11 protein-coding genes are annotated in these 19751 nt (G+C 32.7%); 2 read left to right on the forward strand and 9 right to left on the reverse strand.

Annotated elements, in window-relative coordinates:
* Nucleotides 1-63: 63 nt before the first annotated feature.
* Together Q4Q34_RS16315 and pheT are read right to left on the reverse strand one after the other, a co-directional pair.
* Nucleotides 64-849, reverse strand: coding sequence for a phosphatase PAP2 family protein (locus tag Q4Q34_RS16315; RefSeq protein WP_303319186.1), 786 nt, complete (start codon nt 847-849; stop codon nt 64-66).
* A gap of 70 nt (nt 850-919) precedes the next feature.
* Nucleotides 920-3346, reverse strand: a complete 2427-nt coding sequence (gene pheT, locus Q4Q34_RS16320) for a phenylalanine--tRNA ligase subunit beta (protein WP_303319185.1) — start codon at nt 3344-3346, stop codon at nt 920-922.
* 155 nt (nt 3347-3501) lie between these two features.
* Here pheT and Q4Q34_RS16325 point away from each other — a divergent pair, with 155 nt between their 5' ends.
* Both Q4Q34_RS16325 and Q4Q34_RS16330 read left to right on the forward strand, forming a co-directional pair.
* Nucleotides 3502-4713: a TlpA disulfide reductase family protein gene (locus tag Q4Q34_RS16325; RefSeq protein WP_303319184.1), complete on the forward strand. Its 1212-nt coding sequence runs from the start codon at nt 3502-3504 to the stop codon at nt 4711-4713.
* Nucleotides 4714-4862: 149 nt separating this feature from the next.
* Entirely contained in the window at nt 4863-6518 is a 1656-nt protein-coding gene (locus Q4Q34_RS16330) for an energy transducer TonB (RefSeq protein WP_303319183.1), read from the forward strand.
* 679 nt (nt 6519-7197) lie between these two features.
* On the opposite strand, the gene Q4Q34_RS16335 is transcribed toward Q4Q34_RS16330, so the two are convergent.
* The 7 genes from Q4Q34_RS16335 to Q4Q34_RS16365 all read right to left on the reverse strand — a co-directional run bounded on the left by Q4Q34_RS16335 (nt 7198) and on the right by Q4Q34_RS16365 (nt 19547).
* Entirely contained in the window at nt 7198-7668 is a 471-nt protein-coding gene (locus Q4Q34_RS16335) for a hypothetical protein (RefSeq protein WP_303319182.1), read from the reverse strand.
* 3 nt (nt 7669-7671) lie between these two features.
* Nucleotides 7672-9276 (reverse strand): AprA-related methyltransferase, encoded by a 1605-nt coding sequence (locus Q4Q34_RS16340; RefSeq protein WP_303319181.1) that lies wholly within the window; start codon nt 9274-9276, stop codon nt 7672-7674.
* 88 nt (nt 9277-9364) lie between these two features.
* Nucleotides 9365-11776 (reverse strand): alpha-ketoacid dehydrogenase subunit alpha/beta, encoded by a 2412-nt coding sequence (locus Q4Q34_RS16345; protein WP_303319180.1) that lies wholly within the window; start codon nt 11774-11776, stop codon nt 9365-9367.
* Between the two features lie 163 nt (nt 11777-11939).
* A complete protein-coding gene (locus tag Q4Q34_RS16350) occupies nt 11940-14693 on the reverse strand; it encodes a gluzincin family metallopeptidase (RefSeq protein ID WP_303319179.1) in 2754 nt (917 codons plus the stop codon).
* 201 nt (nt 14694-14894) lie between these two features.
* Entirely contained in the window at nt 14895-15584 is a 690-nt protein-coding gene (locus tag Q4Q34_RS16355; protein ID WP_303319178.1) for an LOG family protein, read from the reverse strand.
* A gap of 91 nt (nt 15585-15675) precedes the next feature.
* Nucleotides 15676-18507, reverse strand: a complete 2832-nt coding sequence (gene uvrA, locus Q4Q34_RS16360) for an excinuclease ABC subunit UvrA (protein ID WP_303319177.1) — start codon at nt 18505-18507, stop codon at nt 15676-15678.
* A 149-nt stretch (nt 18508-18656) separates the two neighbouring features.
* Entirely contained in the window at nt 18657-19547 is an 891-nt protein-coding gene (locus Q4Q34_RS16365) for a M57 family metalloprotease (protein ID WP_303319176.1), read from the reverse strand.
* Nucleotides 19548-19751 lie beyond the last annotated feature (204 nt).

Raw genomic sequence — 19751 nt, forward strand, 5'->3', positions numbered from 1 at the left:
TTTTTAAAAAGCTATTTTTAAGATGTTTTATAGTGTGTTTTGGTTAGGTGGTTAAAAAACAGTTTAAAACATTCCTATAACACCAATTTTATTTCCTGTAAACTGAAGTTTCCAAGAAATACGATTCTTTTCTTTTACAGGATAATTATAAGCTTTTGTTTTGAATAGAAATTTATCTACAGAATCAACAACAGCAACACTAATTACAGCTCCTAATGCAATATCTGTAAGCCAATGGGCTCCAGCAAATAATCTTGAAATTGGAGCTACCGAGCCTAGGGTATAGACAGTTACTTTAGACCATATATTGTCAAACTGTTTAGCTATAGCATGAGCCATTGTCATAGATAAAATAGTATGTCCAGATGGAAATGAATGAAACCCAGGTTCATTTGACCAAAATCTAAATTCTGTACTTTTATAACCGTTTCCTGGTCGAGCCCTACCAAAAGCAGTTTTACTCAAACTTTGTATTACTCCTGTAGTAAATGAGGAGGAAATAATTAATACACTGGTTTTTCTAAGCTTTTCATTTTTAGTCAGCAAACCAAAACCATATAATCCAGCATTAGCAATAAAATAAACTTGTGGGCTTCCAAACCTGGTACCAGCTTCCATAAAAACATTTGGTACATCGGGCTCTTGGCGAATAAAGAAAGCGCTGCCTTCATCATCTATAGTAGAAAGCGCAAGAGATCCGAGTGCTATAGTCCCTAAAGTTGCAAAATCTTTCTTTTTCCAATGAAAAGGTCTTGTAAAGGCATGTTTAACTCCTAAAAAAGCTTGTTTAGCATCATAGACAGCTAATTGACCTATGGATGAGCTGTCTTTGGTTTTTTCTAATGCCATTTCCTGCGCGCTCAACTTTAAAGATACACAGCATATAATTATTAGAAAGCATTTTTTTTGCAATGTCATATTATCTAAGTTCTGCACCAAGCTGTTTTTCAAAATTAGCTTGTAACTTATTCATTATTTTATCTATTTGTTTATCTGTAAGGGTTTTATTTTCATCTTGTAACGTAAAACTAACAGCATAGCTCTTTTTACCTTTTGGTAAGTTTTTACCTTGATAAACATCAAATAGATTGACATTTTTCAATAATTGTTTCTCACTTTGTTTTGCAATTTTATAAATAGATTCAAAAGTAACTTGATCATCTAATAATAAAGCAAAATCGCGTCGTACTTCAGGGTATTTAGGAATAGCCTTAAATTTAATCGTGTTATGCTTTACTAAATTTAAAATAGCATCCCAATTAAAATTGGCAAATAATACGTCTTGAGAAATATCAAAGTGTTTTAATATTGGTTTTTTAATTAAACCGAAGTCAACGAGTTTAGTTTTTCCTTGACTAAATTCTATACCTTCACTAAACAAATCATTTTTAATTGGGGTTTCATTAAATCTTGAAATACCTAAACGTTGTAATACAGCAATAATATAGCCTTTAATTAAAAAGAAATCACCTTTTTTGCTTGTACTATGCCAGCTTTCTGATGTTTGATTTCCAGTTACAAAAAGTGATAAATGTTTAAATTCCTCTCTTTTATCTCCAAAACCATGATATGTTTTACCATATTCAAAGAATTTTAAATCGGCACGTTTTCTATTAATATTGAACGATATGGCTTCTAATCCAGAAAATAATAAAGATTGTCTTAAAACAGATAAATCATTACTTAAGGCGTTTAGTATCGTAATATTGTGCTCGTCTTTTAATTGTTCGCTTAAAGTCGTATAACTTGGAGTTGTTAATGAATTAGAAAGGATTTCATAGAAACCTTGCGATACTAATTGATCTCCTATAATATTTTGTATTTTATAATCTTCAAATTTTGATATGCCAGAAATAGAAGCATTTAACTTTTTAGTCGTTTTTATATTATTGTACCCATAAACACGTAGTATTTCTTCAATGATATCGGCTTCTCGTTGCACATCATTTCTATATGCAGGAACCGTTAAACCCAAACCAGCTTCGGTGACATTATTTACTTTTATGTCTAATGATGCTAAAATACGCTTGATGATTTCTTTCGGGATGTCTTCTCCAATTAGTTTTTTTGCATTTTCAAAACTTAATCTAACCTCAAAATCTTTAATTTTTTTCGGATACACATCAACCAAATCACTGGTAATTTCTCCACCAGCTATCTCTTGAATCAATAGCGCAGCACGCTTTAATGCGTATTCTGTAATATTAGGATCGATACCACGTTCAAATCTAAAAGAAGCATCTGTATTTAAGCCATGTCTTTTCGCAGATTTACGAATACTAACTGGATTAAAATAGGCGCTTTCTAGAAAAATACTTGTTGTGGCTTCGGTCACACCAGAATTGATGCCTCCAAAAACACCAGCGATACACATTGGTTTTTCGGCATCGCAAATCATTAAATCATCTTCATGTAATTCACGTTCTACACCATCTAAAGTTATAAACTTGGTGCCTTTCTTTAACGTTTTTACTTCAACCTTATTCCCTGAAATTTTCACAGCATCAAAGGCATGCAAAGGTTGCCCTAATTCATGCAGTACATAATTAGTAGCGTCAACAATATTATTTATAGGGCTTAGGCCAATAGCTTTTAATCGGTGCTGTAACCATTCTGGGGATTCCTTAACTTTCAATCCAGATATGGTAACGCCACAATAACGAGGTGCTAAATCTTTATTTTTTACATCAATATCAATTTTGAGCGTGCGATTATCTATGCGAAATGCACTTGCTGATGGTGTAATAAGCTCCAAATTAATATCTTTTTGAACTAAACCAGCTTTTAAATCACGGGCAACGCCTAAATGACTCATGGCATCAGCTCTATTTGGAGTCAGCCCAATTTCGAATACCTGATCGTTTTCAATATCAAAAATACCAGCGGCTGGTGTTCCAACTTTAGTGGCATCATCTAAAACCATGATACCATCATGAGATTTTCCTAAACCTAATTCATCCTCAGCGCAAATCATACCATGACTTGCTTCTCCACGGATTTTGCCTTTTTTTATAGTCCAAGCTTCATCTTCGTTAGTGTATAAAGTTGTTCCAATAGTAGCGACTGGTACTTTTTGTCCAGCAGCTACATTAGGCGCACCACAAACTATTTGTAAAGGGGTATCTTCTCCTATATTTACAGTGGTAATTTTTAGTTTATCAGCATTAGGATGTTTAACACAGGTTAATACTTCACCAACAACAACACCTTCCAGGCCACCTTTAACAGATTGATAGGTTTCTACTCCTTCAACTTCAAGTCCTAAATCTGTAAGTAATTCACTAGTTTGTTCTGGTGTCCACTCAGTTTTTAAAAACTGTTTTAACCAATTGTAAGAAATTTTCATAAAAAATTTACTATTTTAAGAATGCAAAGATAAAATATTGAAGCTAGCATTCAAACATTGCTAGTAATTTGTAGACTTAAAAAGTATAATTATTATTTTTTTATTTGTTAGTATAATGTTGTTATTTCGAATAATGTAATTCAAGATAACCTTTTATGAAACATTTTGCTTTAATTCTATTGATTCTTTTTGCTTTTGCTTGCAAACAAGATGCTAAAATAAATATGCTGGAAACGGGAACATATCGAGCTTTATTAAAAGTAAATAACACCGAGGACTTACCATTTAATTTTGAAGTGGTTTCTGAAAATAAATTAAACATTTTTAATGCTGAAGAGGTTATAGAGGTTGATGATATCACTTATAAAAATGACTCTGTGTATATTAAAATGCCTGTTTTTGAAGGATATTTGGTTGCAAAAATTGAAAATAATAAACTCACTGGTAGTTTTGTTAAGGCTGGTTTAAATAGAGTCATGGTATTCTCAGCCGAGAAAAATGCCAACCGTTTTAATACTTCTGAAAAAGCTAAACACGATGTTTCTGGTCATTGGGAAACTGTTTTTAGTCCAGACTCTGAAGAAGATACTTATATAGCCAAAGGCATTTTTAGCCAGAAAGGGAATGTTGTTACAGGAACTTTTAGAACAACTACAGGTGATTATCGTTACTTAGAAGGGGTGTTAGATGGTGAAGAACTAAAACTATCTACTTTTGATGGTGCGCATGCATTTCTATTCATTGCTACAGTTACGGATAGTTCTATGGTTGGTACGTTTTTTTCTGGAAATCATTTTCAGGAACCTTTTATAGCCAAACGTAATGATACTTATGAATTGCCAGATGCTCATAGCCTAACCTTTTTAAAAGAAGGCTATGATAAAGTCGAATTTTCTTTTCCTGATGAAAACAAAACCATGGTTTCTTTAAAAGATGCACCTTTTAAAGATAAAGTTGTTTTAGTACAAATTATGGGAACCTGGTGTCCTAATTGTTTGGATGAAAGTAAGTTTTATTCAGAATTTTATAAAAACAATAAGAATAAAGATATTGAAATAATAGCTTTGGCTTTTGAGTATGTAAAAACAAAGGAATCTGCTTTTAACAATATTAGGCGTTTAAAGAATAAGACTGGTATTACATATCCTGTTTTGCTTGCGCAGTATGGTTCTTCAAGTAAAGTTAAAGCGCAAGAGAAATTACCTATGCTTAATCATGTGTTGTCGTATCCTACTACTATTTTTATTGACAAAAAAGGAGCAGTTAGGAAGATCCATACAGGGTTTAATGGACCAGCTACTGGAGATAAGTATGTGGCGTTTAAAGAAGCGTTTGAGGTGTTTGTTAATGAATTGCTTAGTGAATAATTTAAGGGACTTAATACATGTATTGGGCAGTCTTGAATGTATTTGGTTTCAAAAAAATGTATATTAACAATGCTTTTCATCGATAAAATTTGCATTTTATCGGTTATAATTGTAAGTTTAGCGCGTGCTATTATTAACAATTATTTAACATGAAAAATTTTTTCACAATATTCTGGATCTTTTTTTTGCTAATTTACAATGCAAATGCTCAGCAGGAAGAGGAAATAATAACAAAGAATGAATGGTTAAAACATTGGACAGAGTTTAAACCAAATTTGACCAATAATAATGAACCTTCAGAAATATTATCAGGAGAAATTACTGAAGATATTAAGCTTTATAAAAGAGAAACTTACTTATTGTTAGGGCATGTTTTTGTAAAAGAAGGTGTTACGCTTACTATAGAACCTGGTACAGTAATAATTGGTGATTATGATACAAAGGCATCTTTAACTATAGCCAAAGGAGCAAACATAATTGCAGATGGTTTAGTAACAGACCCTATAGTTTTTACATCAAATAGAAGTGTTAAAAAAGCTGGGGATTGGGGTGGTATAATTTTATTAGGTGATGCACCTTCAAATAAATTTGGAAGAGCTTCTGTTTCTTCTTTTTATTCAAAATTAGAGCCGAAATTTTACAAAAACACAAATTATGGAGGTGAAAATGTAATAAAGAATTCTGGTATTTTAAGATTTGTAAGAATTGAATATGCAGGTAAAAAAGAATATAGAGCTGGCGGTGGTTTTAGCGGTTTATTATTGGCAGGTGTAGGTAATGAAACTATTATAGAAAATGTGATGGTAAGTTATTCTGCTGGAGACTCTTTTAAAATTTGGGGGGGAGAGGTCAATTTAAAGAATATGGTTTCTTATAAATCTAGCGGAAATGATTTTAGCCTTAATTTTGGTACTAAAACTAAGTTAGATAATTCATTGGCTATTAGATTTCCTTACACATCCAATAGTAGAGGCGCAAGGTGTTTGGATTTAAGGTCTTATGACAAGAAAGAAAATGTTGATTTTTCTAAAAAAGGCACATCTTTGGTTGCTGATAATTTAAAATTAATTAATAATAGTAAGGATTTAGACTTTGATATTCAAGCAGGTTTGATAAAAGAAGGTGTTTACGTGGGGCATAATACTTTAGTTAGCATAAATAAAAGTATGATTTCTGGTTTTAAGCCGGCTATTGTATTACAAGATAAAGTTCAGATAGATCAAGAAAATTTAGAAAAAATTAAAATTACAGATGTGCATTTCAAAGATTGTGTAGGATATGTATTGTCAAAAGATAGTGCCAATAACACAGCCTTGGAAAATTGGTATGCTAATAAAGAATTTTTAAATATGATTTCTAAGGGTAGCCGTCCAAAAACACTTATTGCCGATGCCAAAAAAGCAGAAATTGAGAATAAAATAGCCAAAAAGAAAGTCTTAATAAATAAAAATACTGTCATACCCTTTAGGCTTATTGAAAAAGCACCCGCATTTCCGGGATGCAGTAGGGTTGCAAAAGAAGAGTCTAAAGAATGTTTTCAAAAGGAAATGCGATCCCATATCGTTAAAAATTTTCGTTATCCAGAAACAGCACAAGAAAATAACATAGAGGGACGTGTATTTGTTTTGTTCAATATAAATTCTACCGGGGATATTGCTAAAATCCGATCAAGAGGGCCAGATAAAAGTTTAGAAGAAGAAGCTGTACGTATTATTAAGCTATTGCCTAAAATGAAGCCTGCTGAAAAAGATGGCCAACCAGTTACAGTCTCTTATGGAATTCCTATAACTTTTAAAAACTTATAAGATATATAGTATTTTAAAATATTTCAAAGAAGAAACCTGGTCATTCTAAACGCTATCTAAAACAAAATATATTTTGTTTGAAGATAGGTAGTGGAGCTTTTGAGGAGCCTGCCTGCCATGCCTTTGGCTTGGTAGACCAACAGCTATGATGTACCCACATCTAAAAAAATATTCATTATTTACTTTTCTTTGCGCGTCCAAAGAAAAGTAACAAAAGAAAAGACGCCCCTTCGATAGGAATTTCTTCTTTTGCTTAGGCTCAAGAAGAACCAAGCACAAAACTTCGACGTCGCGCCAATGCGCCATCCAATCTTATGCTCCTGGGTTTCGAAGCTTTTATCCTTTATTCTTACGAAGGGTCGGGGCTTGCCTGATGGTGATTTCTTAACGAGTACCTTAGACTCTTTTTTATAATCCTCTTATTTAGGAAGGAATACCCTGTTCAAAAGGAATTCTATGTGCCGCCCCTCTGAAGGTGTTGGGCTTCTATCTGGTGAATACTATCACATATCATCACGATGCAGCTTTTCTTTAATATTATTATATCTACTGTTTAGGGATCAATATTTGTGGGTACACCGTAGTTTTCGGAAGGCAGGGAATCTCATTCTTATGAGATGTCTCGTCACTCATGCTTCGCTCTGTCGACATGACAAACGTCTGTTTTCTTATAATTAACTTATAAATCATCCAACATGACATTATAATCATACTGTAAATCTTCATGCAATTTTGAAATGATTTTTTTAGAAAGTAAAAGCTGTCTGTTATACATATTCTGTAGTTGAACACTTCTATTGATAGTAGGCGAGAAGTCTTTTAGTTTCTGACAAAAGTAGAGTAAGAGTTCTACTTCTGTTTCTTTGTTTTGTGAATAGCGAACGTATTTTTTTATATGTCTTAAAATTTTCCGAACGCTTTTTCTAATATAAAAATAGCTATCTCTATTAATTAATTCAAACTCCTCATCTATATAGCTTTTTACACTTTCAATATAACCGGATTCGTTATGAGACTCAAAGAGTAAATAGGTTAATAGTTCCTTGTTTTCTTTTTTAAACCTTGATAAACGAAGGCAAAGTTCCTGGATTTCTTGTGTTGAGAGTGTATTTAATTCTTGTTTAATTTCTCTTAATGTAACAGCCTTCATTTTTTAATGACCTTTTAATAAGTTAATGCTTACTGTAGCTAATTCGTTATTGGGGAATGTGGTGAAATAATTTGGATCGGGATGCAATCCAGCCTCAGTTGCAATTTTATTAAAAACACCAACCTCTAAGATGAATTGATCGCTATAACCGTGTGTTGCATCGTATGCCGTGGCTGCTGTTTTACCCAAATTATTAGCTGTTAATTCGGGATTTATGGTATGTAATTCTATGATTAGCAAACCGAACCGTTCTACATAGGGTTTCCATTTTTGTAAATGCTCTAATAAAGAGCTTTCAACTAAATTATTGCTTATTCGTTCCCCTTGGTAGCTATAGGCTCCCGTTGAATCACTTACGGACCTTATAATCTGTTTTGGTGTTTCCCAGATACGATTGTGATCTAAAAACGTTCTAACGTTTAATAAATCCTTTAAATCAATATTGTAGTCTTCTTTTAAATCTTTAGCCAAAATATCTGGCCTGCCAATGTTGCCCCAAATGACTTTTGCCCAGATGTCTGCTTTGATTAAATTAGCTCTTGTTACTTTTAAAGCTGCTTGATTAAAATCTGCACCAACGAGCAATAACGGGTGGTCATCAAGCATTTTACCTCTTAGTGTTTTAAATTCAATAACATCGAAGACATGTTGGATAAAAGCACCGTTTCCGCAGCCCATATCCAAAATCCCTTTTGGCTGATCTTCAATAGGTTTATTGAATAATTCGATAATAATATCGTCTATTATTTTAAAATAAGTGGCATGAGCACCACCGCTTCCCCAAACATTCATTTCTCTATCTACATGCTTTTCTTTTTCATCGGGAGATTCCGTTTTCAAGACTAAAGGATTTCCAAAAATGAGGTCGTCTAATTTCATAAATGTTGGTAAATATGAAATAGTTACGCCATATGCGCTGGCGCGTTTGGCAAAAAATAAGCCTTTATCTGTAAATTGATAGGTGGCTTTCTTTTTAGAGAACCATCCTAAGTGTGAAAAGAAATCCAGTATTTTTTTAAAACTTTCGGGTTCTTTATGAAATTCTTCAGCTCTAAAAGAGGCTTCCATGAAGTATTTATGGAAAAACCCATTAAGGCCTAGTAAAACAATTATGGGGGCCGCTATAACGCCTTCTATATGTTTTAGTATTTGATGTTCAATAGTGTTTTCTTTGACTGTAGAAAGCCCAAAATTTTGTTCATATTTCACAAATATTTTTTCCAAAGCGTTAAATGCATCTGGTCCTATACCTTGTTCTGGAAATTTAACGGAGTAGTTTAGTAAATTTACTGCATCTGCATATATCGATACTAATTTAAAGGCTTTTTTGCTTTTGGAATTTGTTTCATAATGTACTGTATCATCGGTATTGTTAATGCGCATGTTTAGCCAACCTTGAGAGGATAATATGCGTAGGCCGACATTTAGATAGCCTTCGTTTGCATTAAATGTTTTAGAGGGTTTTTTAATGCTAGATTTTTCATTTTTCAACAAATATTTTAGTACACCTGCTTGGTCGAGTGAGTGGGCGGTTGTTGCAGTTGCAATACCGTCTAGATGCCTAAAAATGGTTCCTCGAAATTGTTCTTTATCTAGCTTTGTTAACATGCAATAGGTGTTTTGTATATAAATATAAAAAGAAAAACCTTTCCAATTTGGTTAGGAAAGGTTTTTAAAAAATATTTTGTTTTTTGTTTTATCGTAATTTAGGAAAATCTGCAGGGTTCAATTCGTGTATAACGTCGTAAACAGCTTCAAATATGTCTTCTGCAGAAGGCTTTGAGAAATAGTCTCCATCATTTCCATAAGCTGGTCTATGTGCTTTTGCTGTTAGTGTTTTTGGTTGACTATCAAGATACTGATACGCATTTTGGGTATTTAATATTTCGTTTAAAATATAGGCCGAAGCACCTCCTGGAACATCTTCATCTATTATCATAACACGATTTGTCTTGGCAATACTTTTTACAATATCATGATTTAAATCGAAAGGTAGTAATGATTGTACATCTATAACTTCCGCATCAATACCAATATTTAAAAGGTCTTTTGCAGTTTGCTCAACTATACGTAACGTAGACCCGTAAGATACCAATGTAATGTCTGTACCTTCTTTAACGGTTTCAACAACACCTATAGGCGTTTTAATAGCACTTAGGTTGTTTGGCATTTTTTCTTTTAACCTGTAGCCATTTAGGCATTCGATAATTATGGCAGGATCGTCTCCTTGTAAAAGTGTATTATAAAAACCAGCAGCTTTGGTCATATTTCTTGGAACTAAAACATTTACGCCTCTAACTAAATTAAGAATACCACCCATTTGAGAGCCTGAATGCCAAATACCTTCAAGTCTGTGCCCTCTGGTTCTTATTATTAGAGGGGCTTTTTGTTTGCCTTTTGTTCTATAGTGTATAGTTGCTAAATCATCACTGATTATTTGCAGGGCATATAAAATGTAATCAAGATATTGAATTTCAGCAATAGGTCTTAAACCACGTAATGCCATACCAATACCTTGTCCTATGATAGTGGCTTCTCTTATACCGGCATCAGCTACTCGTAATTCACCGTGTTTTTCTTGTAAGCCTTCTAGACCTTGATTTACGTCACCAATGTTACCCGTGTCCTCTCCAAAAACGAGCACTTCTGGATGATTGTTTAAAATGGAATCGAAGTTATCACGTAAAATAATACGGGCATCTACTTGAGAAGCGTCATTATCATAAGTCGGTTTTACCTCTTTAACAAGGATGTTTGATCTATCTGTTTCAGAATATAAATGGGAACTAAAGTCAGGTTGTATCTTTTCAAAGATATTGTTAACCCAATCACCAAGTTGTTGCTTTTCTTTGGATGTTTCATTTATAACATATCTTAAAGCTTTCCTCGCACTAGAAAGAATGTCTTTTCTGGTAGGTTCGTCAATAAGATTTAAGTCATCTTTGATTTTAGATATGAAAGCCTTGTTAGGGCTAGATGAAGCGACTTGTGTTAGTATAGAAATTAATTCTTGCTTCTCTTTTACAATAGGCTTTAAAAAAGTATTCCAAGCTTTCTTTTTAGCTTCTCGAACATCCCTTTTAATAGTTCTTTCAATTTCCGTAAGTGTCTCATTTGTAGCAATACCGCTTTCTATGATCCATTCACGCATTTTTAGATTACAATCGTGCTGGGATTCCCATTGTAAACGCTCTGAAGATTTATATCTTTCATGCGATCCAGAAGTTGAATGGCCTTGTGGTTGTGTTAACTCTAACACATGGATAAGTACAGGCACATGTTCTGTTCTGGCTATATTAGAAGCTTCTTGATATGTTTCTATAAGATTGGCATAATCCCAACCTTTAACACGTAGTATTTCGTAGCCTTTATGCTTATTATCTCGTTGAAATCCTTTTAAGATTTCTGATATATTTTCTTTAGTTGTTTGGTGTTTAGCATGCACAGAAATACCGTATTCGTCATCCCAAACGCTAATAACCATAGGGACTTGTAAAACGCCTGCAGCATTTACAGTTTCAAAAAATAAACCTTCACTGGTACTTGCATTTCCTATAGTACCCCAAGCGACTTCATTACCATTTATAGAAAAGTTGTTCGTGTTAAGGTTATCGACATGTCTAAAGATTTTTGAAGCCTGTGCTAAACCTAGTAAACGAGGCATTTGTCCTGCGGTAGGAGAGATGTCTGAACTTGAATTATATTGTTTGGTCAGGTCTTTCCAGCTGCCATCTTCATTTAAACTATGTGTAACAAAATGACCACCCATTTGACGACCAGCAGACATAGGTTCTAATTCTAAATCTGTATTTGCATATAAGCCAGCGAAAAATTGTTCAATTGTTAATTCGCCAATAGCCATCATAAATGTTTGATCTCTGTAGTAACCAGATCTCCAGTCTCCTTTTAAAAAGGCTTTTGCCATGGCTAATTGCGGGACTTCTTTGCCGTCTCCAAAAATCCCGAATTTCGCTTTACCAGTTAATACTTCTCGTCTGCCCAGTAAACTACATTCACGACTTTTAATAGCAATTTTATAGTCATTTATTACTTCTGCTTTAAAATCATCAAATGATATGTCGTTCTTCAAATTTGGAATAGTTTGCATTTAGCTGTGCTTTTTGCTCGTGCAAAAGTAGCAAAACTTTGTCGTTTTTCCAATTTTTTAGACCTCTAAATTTTTGGTGTATTATTAAAAATAGTCAAAAAAAGAGTTTAAAAATGATAATTATTTAATAAAAATAGCTTAAAAATGAATATTCACTAAAATATCAGTACCATCTTCTTCTAAAAAGCCCTAAAAGTATTTGTGGGTCTACAGTAAATTTAAATCTTATTTTTTCATCATAATTTGGTTGTCCGATTTCCCAACCAAGGTTAGAATATATAGGAAAGTAAATTTCAAAATAATCGGTAACTAGATTAACTCGCACACCAGAGTCATATACAAAATGAGGATCATCAAACTTGTTTTTAAGAAACCCGATGTCTCCATATGCTAATACATATTTCCATAATGTTGTACTTGCATTAAGTGTGCTAATCCATTGATTGGCAAAAGGTGTTTCTAGTTTAGATTTAAAGCCGCCTTCTACATCTAAATATTGCTGACTAAAGATTCCTGTGGCTTCAGAACGACCTAAATAGGGTAGGTCAAACAAGTAATCTGTTGGTCTGTCTAAAGCAAAACTGAAAAAATCTGAAGTTATGTCTGTTTTGTTTTTTATAAAAGTACCAGTAAACATGCGTAAATTTAATTGCCTGTTGCTTTGAAATAGGCGTCTGTACTCATAATTAAAAGCTATTTTGCTAAATTTTTCTCCTACTTGAAAATCAACATACCATTTATTGAAATTTATTAGATTGTCATTTGAGTTTCGATAACGAATATTTAAAAGTTTATAGTTTGGACTAAAAGTAGGGGAGACGTTATTAACGTCTTCATCTCTTTTTATATCTAAATATCTAAATTTTAATGTTTGTCTTTTATTTGAGCGTAAATCATCATCTTTTCTAAAAAAGAATGTTATAGACGGTTTTATTTGTCTAACAAATAAATCTTCGGCATAGGATGTATAACTTCCTGCTATACCGTAATTAATAGCAAATAGATTTTTTTTAAAGTAATGTGTTCTTTGTAATGAAGCAGAACCTGTTAGGGTTTTGGATTTAAAGGCATATGATGGTTCTATTTTGTATTTAAAAAGTTTTCTTAAAACCGTAGTATTATAGGCTCTCATTCCTAAAGTGAAGCCATCATAAATATTATTAAACTCAGCAGTAGGCATAAAGAATACTTGATTGTAGTAAGGGTCTTGGATATCCTTAAAAAGTCTAAATTGTAAAGGTTTATTGTTAAAAAAGAAGCCTTTTAATGATTTCCAGTTATCTCTTGGGTTGATTTCAGGAACTGTTTTTTCGTAATTTAAAACAAGTTTATTGGCATTGTTTCTAGGGATAGTGAGCGTTTTGCTTTTAGTGATGTTTTCTATCCATCTTTTAGAAATAATACTGTCATTATTTAAAGTATACAAAGATATAGGCATGCTATTATCTCGTTTATTCTTAATAGTAAGTGTAATAGAGTCTTCTGTTTTTGATACTTGTTTTATTTTGAAATCTATTTGTTTTCGCGTAGTTAAGTAGTCCTTGAAAAACCAATCAATGTTTTTGTCGGTTTTAGATTTTAAGTAAGTTTCAAAATCTTTGGTTGTGGTTTGTTTTAATTTATTATCTAATATAAATGACGTGATACTGTTTTCTAATACTTGTTCGTTTATAAAATCGTCTAAATACTTAAGTCCTATACCAGCTTTGTATTTATTGGCAATATTAGTGTTAAACTTAAGTAAAGAGTCCTTTTGCATGGTAAGTGGTTGGTCTCTGTTTGTTCTAGCAGCAGACATGGCGGCCAGTGTATATTTGTCATTAAATTTCATGTCTGCAATATGAAAGGATCTAACCCCCCAAATTTTTGCTAAATTTCCGAGAAACTTCACATCTGGATGATATTCCTGTACATAGTTCATTAAATAATAGATCTGAATACCATCTAATAACCACTGTTCTTTTCTGGGATTTACTAATAATGTGTTTTCTAAATAATTGTGTAATGCAATTTTTAATAATTTAAGTTCGTATTTAAAATTGCTAGGGTAGGTTTTTATGAGTTTTGGTAAAAAATTAATACCATAAACTGGATCTTTTACATTGTCAATTTCTGTTAGTAAGAGTCTCTTATGTGGATACTCACCAAAGTGTTTCAGAATAAAATCCGTTACTTTTTCTGTAATTAAAACTCTATCCAGTATAGGGAGCCCTTCGTCACTAATATTAGAAACTAGTGCAAAATGATCCGATTGTATAGTTTTGAAATCAGAGCCTTTATTCAAAAATAATTTGTTGTTATTTCTGTTTTTTCCTTGAAGCTTAACTATTTGTTTGTTAGGTAATTGTTTTTTGTTAATTAAATCTAATTCTGAAGTAATAATATAACTGTTTGGATGTTCGATTTCTAGCGTGATATCAGATTTTGGTATGAATAAATCATCTAGATTTTTATTACTGTAATATTGCCACTCGCCATTATAAACAGCTGGAGTGATGTACCAATATCTTAAATTTAAATTACCAGAATCTGTTATACCGTAACTTGTGAATTTTGCACTTGGAATTTGAACTATATATTCAAGCTTAATGTTGTATGATTCATTTGGCTTTAAAGGATCTTTTAATTCAACTTTAATAACATCTATCTGATCTTTTAGCCGCTGAAATACCAAGTCTTGATTGTTTTGTTTAATAGACGCAATAGCAGTGAATCCTCTATCTTCGTTTTTTGCCAAATGAAAAATATTTTTATATTCATCGGCAATGCGTATTGCTAATGGTGTTTTTTTTGTTGCATAGCTATTGCTCCAATCATTTAAATATATAGTTTGTAACGCGTCTTGTGTCGTATTTTGATATTGAATGGTTTGTGATATTTTGATTTGTTTGTTTTCAATATCAAATACCGCCTTCACGTCAATCTTATTTTGACTGAAACTTGTAAAGCTTATTAGTACAATAATGAAGTAATTAGAGAGATGTAATTTCAATTTATTATATAACATTTAGCGGTTAACAATTCAAGCAAGGCATTACAATATAACAAAATATAGTGGTTTTAAAATTTACCAATGTTTACAATGTGTAAACACTTAGTCGTAAAAAAGTTATAATTTTTAGAAATTTGGGCTTAAACCAGATTCTTTATAGAATGCATCAAGAATGTTTATGACTTCATCTTCGGTGTCTACCATATGAATTAAATCTAAGTCTTTTGCACTTATGGTTGAAAAGGTATCTAGTAAAGTCTTTTTTACCCAATCAAATAAGCCTTCCCAAAATTCTTTGCCTACAAGAATAATAGGAAACTTACCAATTTTATGTGTTTGAATAAGTGTTATGGCTTCAAATAACTCATCTAATGTACCAAAACCACCGGGCATAACTACAAAACCTTGTGAGTATTTAACAAACATAACTTTACGAACAAAAAAGTAATCGAAATCTAAGCTTTTATCGGAATCTATATATGGATTGTCATGTTGCTCGAAAGGTAAATCAATATTTAAGCCTACTGAAGTACCGCCACCTAAGTGAGCACCTTTATTTCCTGCTTCCATAATTCCGGGACCACCACCAGTAATAACACCATATCCTGCTTCCACAATCTTTTTTGCTACGTGTTCTGCTAATTTATAATATTTGTCTTCTGGTTTTGTTCTGGCCGACCCAAAAATAGACACACAGGGGCCTATTTTACTCATCTTTTCAAAACCATTAACAAACTCACCCATTATTTTAAAAATAGCCCAAGAATCGTTTGTTTTTATTTCATTCCACCCTTTATGATGTTGTTCTTTTCTCATGTATTTTATTTTTTACCTGCTAATTTAATTATTTTACAATATGATTTACTGTATACAGCATGAATACTGTGTTAACTATTAATACTATTTACTAATTCAATTCTTTTTTAAGGAATTTAGCGGTGTGACTTTTTTTATGCTTAATAATTTCTTCTGGCGATCCTTCAACAATAATTTGTCCGCCACCTTGCCCACCTTCATAACCTATATCGATAATATGGTCAACGGTTTTTATGACATCTAAATTGTGTTCGATAATAAGAACTGTATTGCCTTTGTCTGCAAGTTTGTTAAGTACAATCATAAGCACTCGGATATCTTCAAAATGCAGGCCTGTTGTGGGTTCATCAAGGATATAAAAAGTATTACCTGTATCGCGTTTACTTAATTCTGTTGCCAATTTAATACGTTGTGCTTCTCCTCCTGATAATGTGGTACTTTGTTGTCCTAGAGTAATATAGCCTAAGCCAACATCCTTAATCGTTTTTAATTTATTGTGGATTTTAGGAATGTGTGCAAAAAATTCAACAGCTTCATTAATCGTCATGTTTAAAACATCGCTAATTGATTTTCCTTTGTAACGAATTTCTAATGTTTCTCTATTAAAACGTTTACCTTGGCAGGTTTCACATTCAACATATACGTCTGGTAGAAAATTCATTTCAATAACTCGTAATCCACCACCTTGACAGGTTTCGCAACGTCCGCCTTTTACATTAAAGCTGAAACGACCTGCTTTATAGCCCCGAATCATGGCTTCTGGGATTTTGGCATATAACGCTCTAATTTCGCTAAAAGTCCCTGTGTATGTAACAGGATTACTTCGTGGCGTTCTCCCAATAGGAGATTGATTAATATCAATGACTTTATCGATATGTTCTAAGCCTTTAATGCTTTTGTAGGGCATTGGTTTTTTTACGCCATTAAAATAATGTGCGTTTAGAATAGGGTATAGGGTTTCATTAATTAATGTTGATTTTCCACTACCTGAAACACCGGTAACTCCTATCATTTTTCCTAAAGGAAATTTTACAGATACATTTTTTAAGTTATTGCCTGTACAACCTTTTAGCTCTAGAAACTTACCATTGCCTTTTCTGCGTTTTTTAGGAATTTCAATTTCTTTATTACCATTTAAATAATCGGCAGTTAAGGTATCATGTGTTTTTAATTCGTCTGGGTTACCAATACTAATTATTTCACCGCCATGTTTTCCTGCTTTTGGCCCTATGTCAATAACATAATCGGCACGTTCAATCATGTCTTTGTCGTGTTCTACAACTATCACCGAGTTTCCAATATTTCGAAGTGATACTAAAGAATTAATTAATTTTTCATTATCCCGTTGATGTAAGCCAATGCTGGGCTCATCCAATATATATAGTACACCCACTAATTGAGAACCTATTTGAGTTGCTAAACGAATACGTTGTGCTTCGCCTCCAGATAATGATTTAGAACTTCTATTTAATGAGAGGTAATCTAAGCCAACATCTAGTAAAAATTGTAATCTTGATTTGATTTCTTTTAAAATTTCTTCCGCAATCTTTAGCTGTTTGGTTGATAAATGCTCATGTAAGTTTTCAAACCAAGCTGCTAATTCTACAACATCGGTGTTAGCAAGCTCTGCAATATTTTTATTATTTAGTTTAAAATAAAGGGATTCCTTTTTAAGTCTGCTACCCTCGCATTCTGGACATTTAATTTTATCCATATAATCTTTTGCCCAGCGTTTTAATGAAGTGGATTCGGCTGTTTTGTATTGATTTTCGATGAAGTTGGCAACGCCTTCAAAATCTATTTTATAATCTCGGGTAACTCCAAGTGATTTGCTTTCTACAGAGAACTTTTCATTTCCTCCGTATAAAATCATTTGTTTGGCTTCCTTGGGAATGTCCTTGTAGGCATCTGTTAATTTAAAATTGAAACGTTGTGCTATGGTTTCAAACTGTTTGAATATCCAACTTTTCTTTTCAGGGCCATGAGGCGCTAATGCACCTGCTTTGATTGACAAACTATCATCCGGAATAATTTTGTTTTCGTTTACTTGATACAATTCTCCAATACCATTGCAATTAGAGCAAGCTCCTTTTGGCGAATTGAATGAAAAATTATTTGGTTCTGGGTTTGGATATGAAATTCCAGAAGACGGACACATTAAATTTCTACTAAAGTAACGCGTTTCGTTGGTATCCTGATCAATAACCAAGAGTACGTCTTCACCATGATACATGGCTGTGTTAATCGTTTCGGTAAGGCGTTTATCATTATCTGCAGAGGCGTCTATGACTAACCTATCAATAACAATTTCAATATCATGAGTTTTGTATCGATCTAGTTTCATGCCTTTTGTAATGTCTTTGATCTCACCGTCTGTCCTCACTTTTACAAAACCTTGCTTTGCTATTTGTTCGAATAATTCACGATAATGCCCTTTACGCGAGCGAATTACAGGGGCTAATATATTAATACGTTTTCCACTAAAATCACTAATAATGAGCTCTTTAATTTGCTCATCACTATAGCTTATCATTTTGTCTCCTGTATTGTAACTATAAGCATCGCTGGCTCTTGCAAACAATAAACGCATAAAGTCATAAATCTCGGTAATGGTACCTACAGTGGAGCGTGGTGATTTGCTGGTGGTTTTTTGTTCTATGGCAATGACAGGGGAGAGTCCATCAATTTTGTCTACGTCCGGTCTTTCTAAACCACCTAGAAACTGCCTTGCATAGGCTGAAAACGTTTCAATGTATCGTCGTTGCCCTTCAGCATAAATAGTATCAAAGGCTAAAGATGATTTACCACTTCCAGACAGTCCAGTAATGACTACCAGTTTTTCTCTAGGTATAGATACATCTATATTTTTAAGGTTATGTGCTCGGGCACCTTTTACTTCAATAAAATCATCAAATTGGCTCATAAAAATCGCAAAACTGCGAAGTTACGATTTTAGTTGTTAAATTCTTGTGAAGTTTTATCTCAGATAATAATTAGAAAATCATTACCAGTAAAAAAGGGTTCTATTTTTAAAATAGAACCCTTTAATTTTTATTTTAGAGATTTTACTAATTAAAAATTCCCATTATATGCATTTCGAAGACCAACTATATCTTCTCCTCTAAAATTAATATATCTAAAAAACCCACAAGCTCTCATAATAGAATTTAGATGATTACCACTATTAATAGTATTAGGTATTCCTTCTACTAGATTTGGATTAACATCAGTTCCATTAAAGTCACATGAGCGTCTTGTTAAATAGTCAGAATGAACAAGGCCTAGCGTATGTCCCATTTCATGTTGAATTAAAACTGTATTTTGTTTTTTTGTATAATTACGGGTTCTATTATTTAAACCTAATAGAAATCCAGGGTTTCCGTTAACAGGAAATTGTGCTCTCCCATCCGGGTTACCTACAAAGTTGTTATTTGTATCATTAAAGATAACTTGATTAAGTGATTGGTCTTGCATAAGTTGAGATGCGGATCCCAGTCTATATGTATATTGTATTTTTGCCATATTGAGAGAATTATACCTCGATATTGATTCTATCGCTGATTCCAATTGTACAGCGTTTAAACTTTGAAAACCTTGACTAACAATACCTATTTTTAGTGTTCTTTTACCATTAGCAGGAAACGATACTCTATTTTTCATTATTGATCCTTTTGAAGCCTCTGTATTAGAGTCAGCATTTAACCATTGGTCAAATAATTCACTTGCAACAAAGTTATCATCAATAAGAAGCCCATTTATGTTTCTTCCCAGAAAAGTCCCTTCTAATTGCTGTACTGTGCTGTTTTCAGGAATGACCAGATTATCTTTTAAAACCGCTATTTGCGTTTTACTTAAATTTAAGTCGGTAATCGTTGCTTCAAAATTGCCGCTTTCTTCACTAATTGCAGTACCTTCTTCTTTTTCACAAGAATTTAATGCAAATACAAAAGAAAGTGCAATCATACATTTAATTGAAATTTTTTTAATCAAAATTGTTTTCATTTTTCAGATAGATTATAAGTTAATATTTTGATTAAAAATAGTTGTACTAATGCTTCTTATAAGGATTAAATGTTTAAACGGACTATTTGGTTGTATAAAAGCACTTTTTTAAAAATTAAAGTGTTTTAGGAAAAAGAGTTAATAAAGAATTTCTGTTCCTGTCTG

Origin of the sequence: Flavivirga abyssicola (assembly GCF_030540775.2) — a bacterium.
In the GTDB taxonomy this organism is placed as follows: Bacteria; Bacteroidota; Bacteroidia; order Flavobacteriales; family Flavobacteriaceae; genus Flavivirga; species Flavivirga abyssicola.

Coding starts and splice junctions, on each gene's coding strand:
- Q4Q34_RS16315 (WP_303319186.1), bottom strand. CDS start 849: ATGGCATTAGAAAAAACCAAAGACAGCTCATCCATAGGTCAATTAGCT.
- pheT (WP_303319185.1), bottom strand. CDS start 3,346: ATGAAAATTTCTTACAATTGGTTAAAACAGTTTTTAAAAACTGAGTGG.
- Q4Q34_RS16325 (WP_303319184.1), top strand. CDS start 3,502: ATGAAACATTTTGCTTTAATTCTATTGATTCTTTTTGCTTTTGCTTGC.
- Q4Q34_RS16330 (WP_303319183.1), top strand. CDS start 4,863: ATGAAAAATTTTTTCACAATATTCTGGATCTTTTTTTTGCTAATTTAC.
- Q4Q34_RS16335 (WP_303319182.1), bottom strand. CDS start 7,668: ATGAAGGCTGTTACATTAAGAGAAATTAAACAAGAATTAAATACACTC.
- Q4Q34_RS16340 (WP_303319181.1), bottom strand. CDS start 9,276: ATGTTAACAAAGCTAGATAAAGAACAATTTCGAGGAACCATTTTTAGG.
- Q4Q34_RS16345 (WP_303319180.1), bottom strand. CDS start 11,776: ATGCAAACTATTCCAAATTTGAAGAACGACATATCATTTGATGATTTT.
- Q4Q34_RS16355 (WP_303319178.1), bottom strand. CDS start 15,584: ATGAGAAAAGAACAACATCATAAAGGGTGGAATGAAATAAAAACAAAC.
- uvrA (WP_303319177.1), bottom strand. CDS start 18,507: ATGAGCCAATTTGATGATTTTATTGAAGTAAAAGGTGCCCGAGCACAT.
- Q4Q34_RS16365 (WP_303319176.1), bottom strand. CDS start 19,547: ATGATTGCACTTTCTTTTGTATTTGCATTAAATTCTTGTGAAAAAGAA.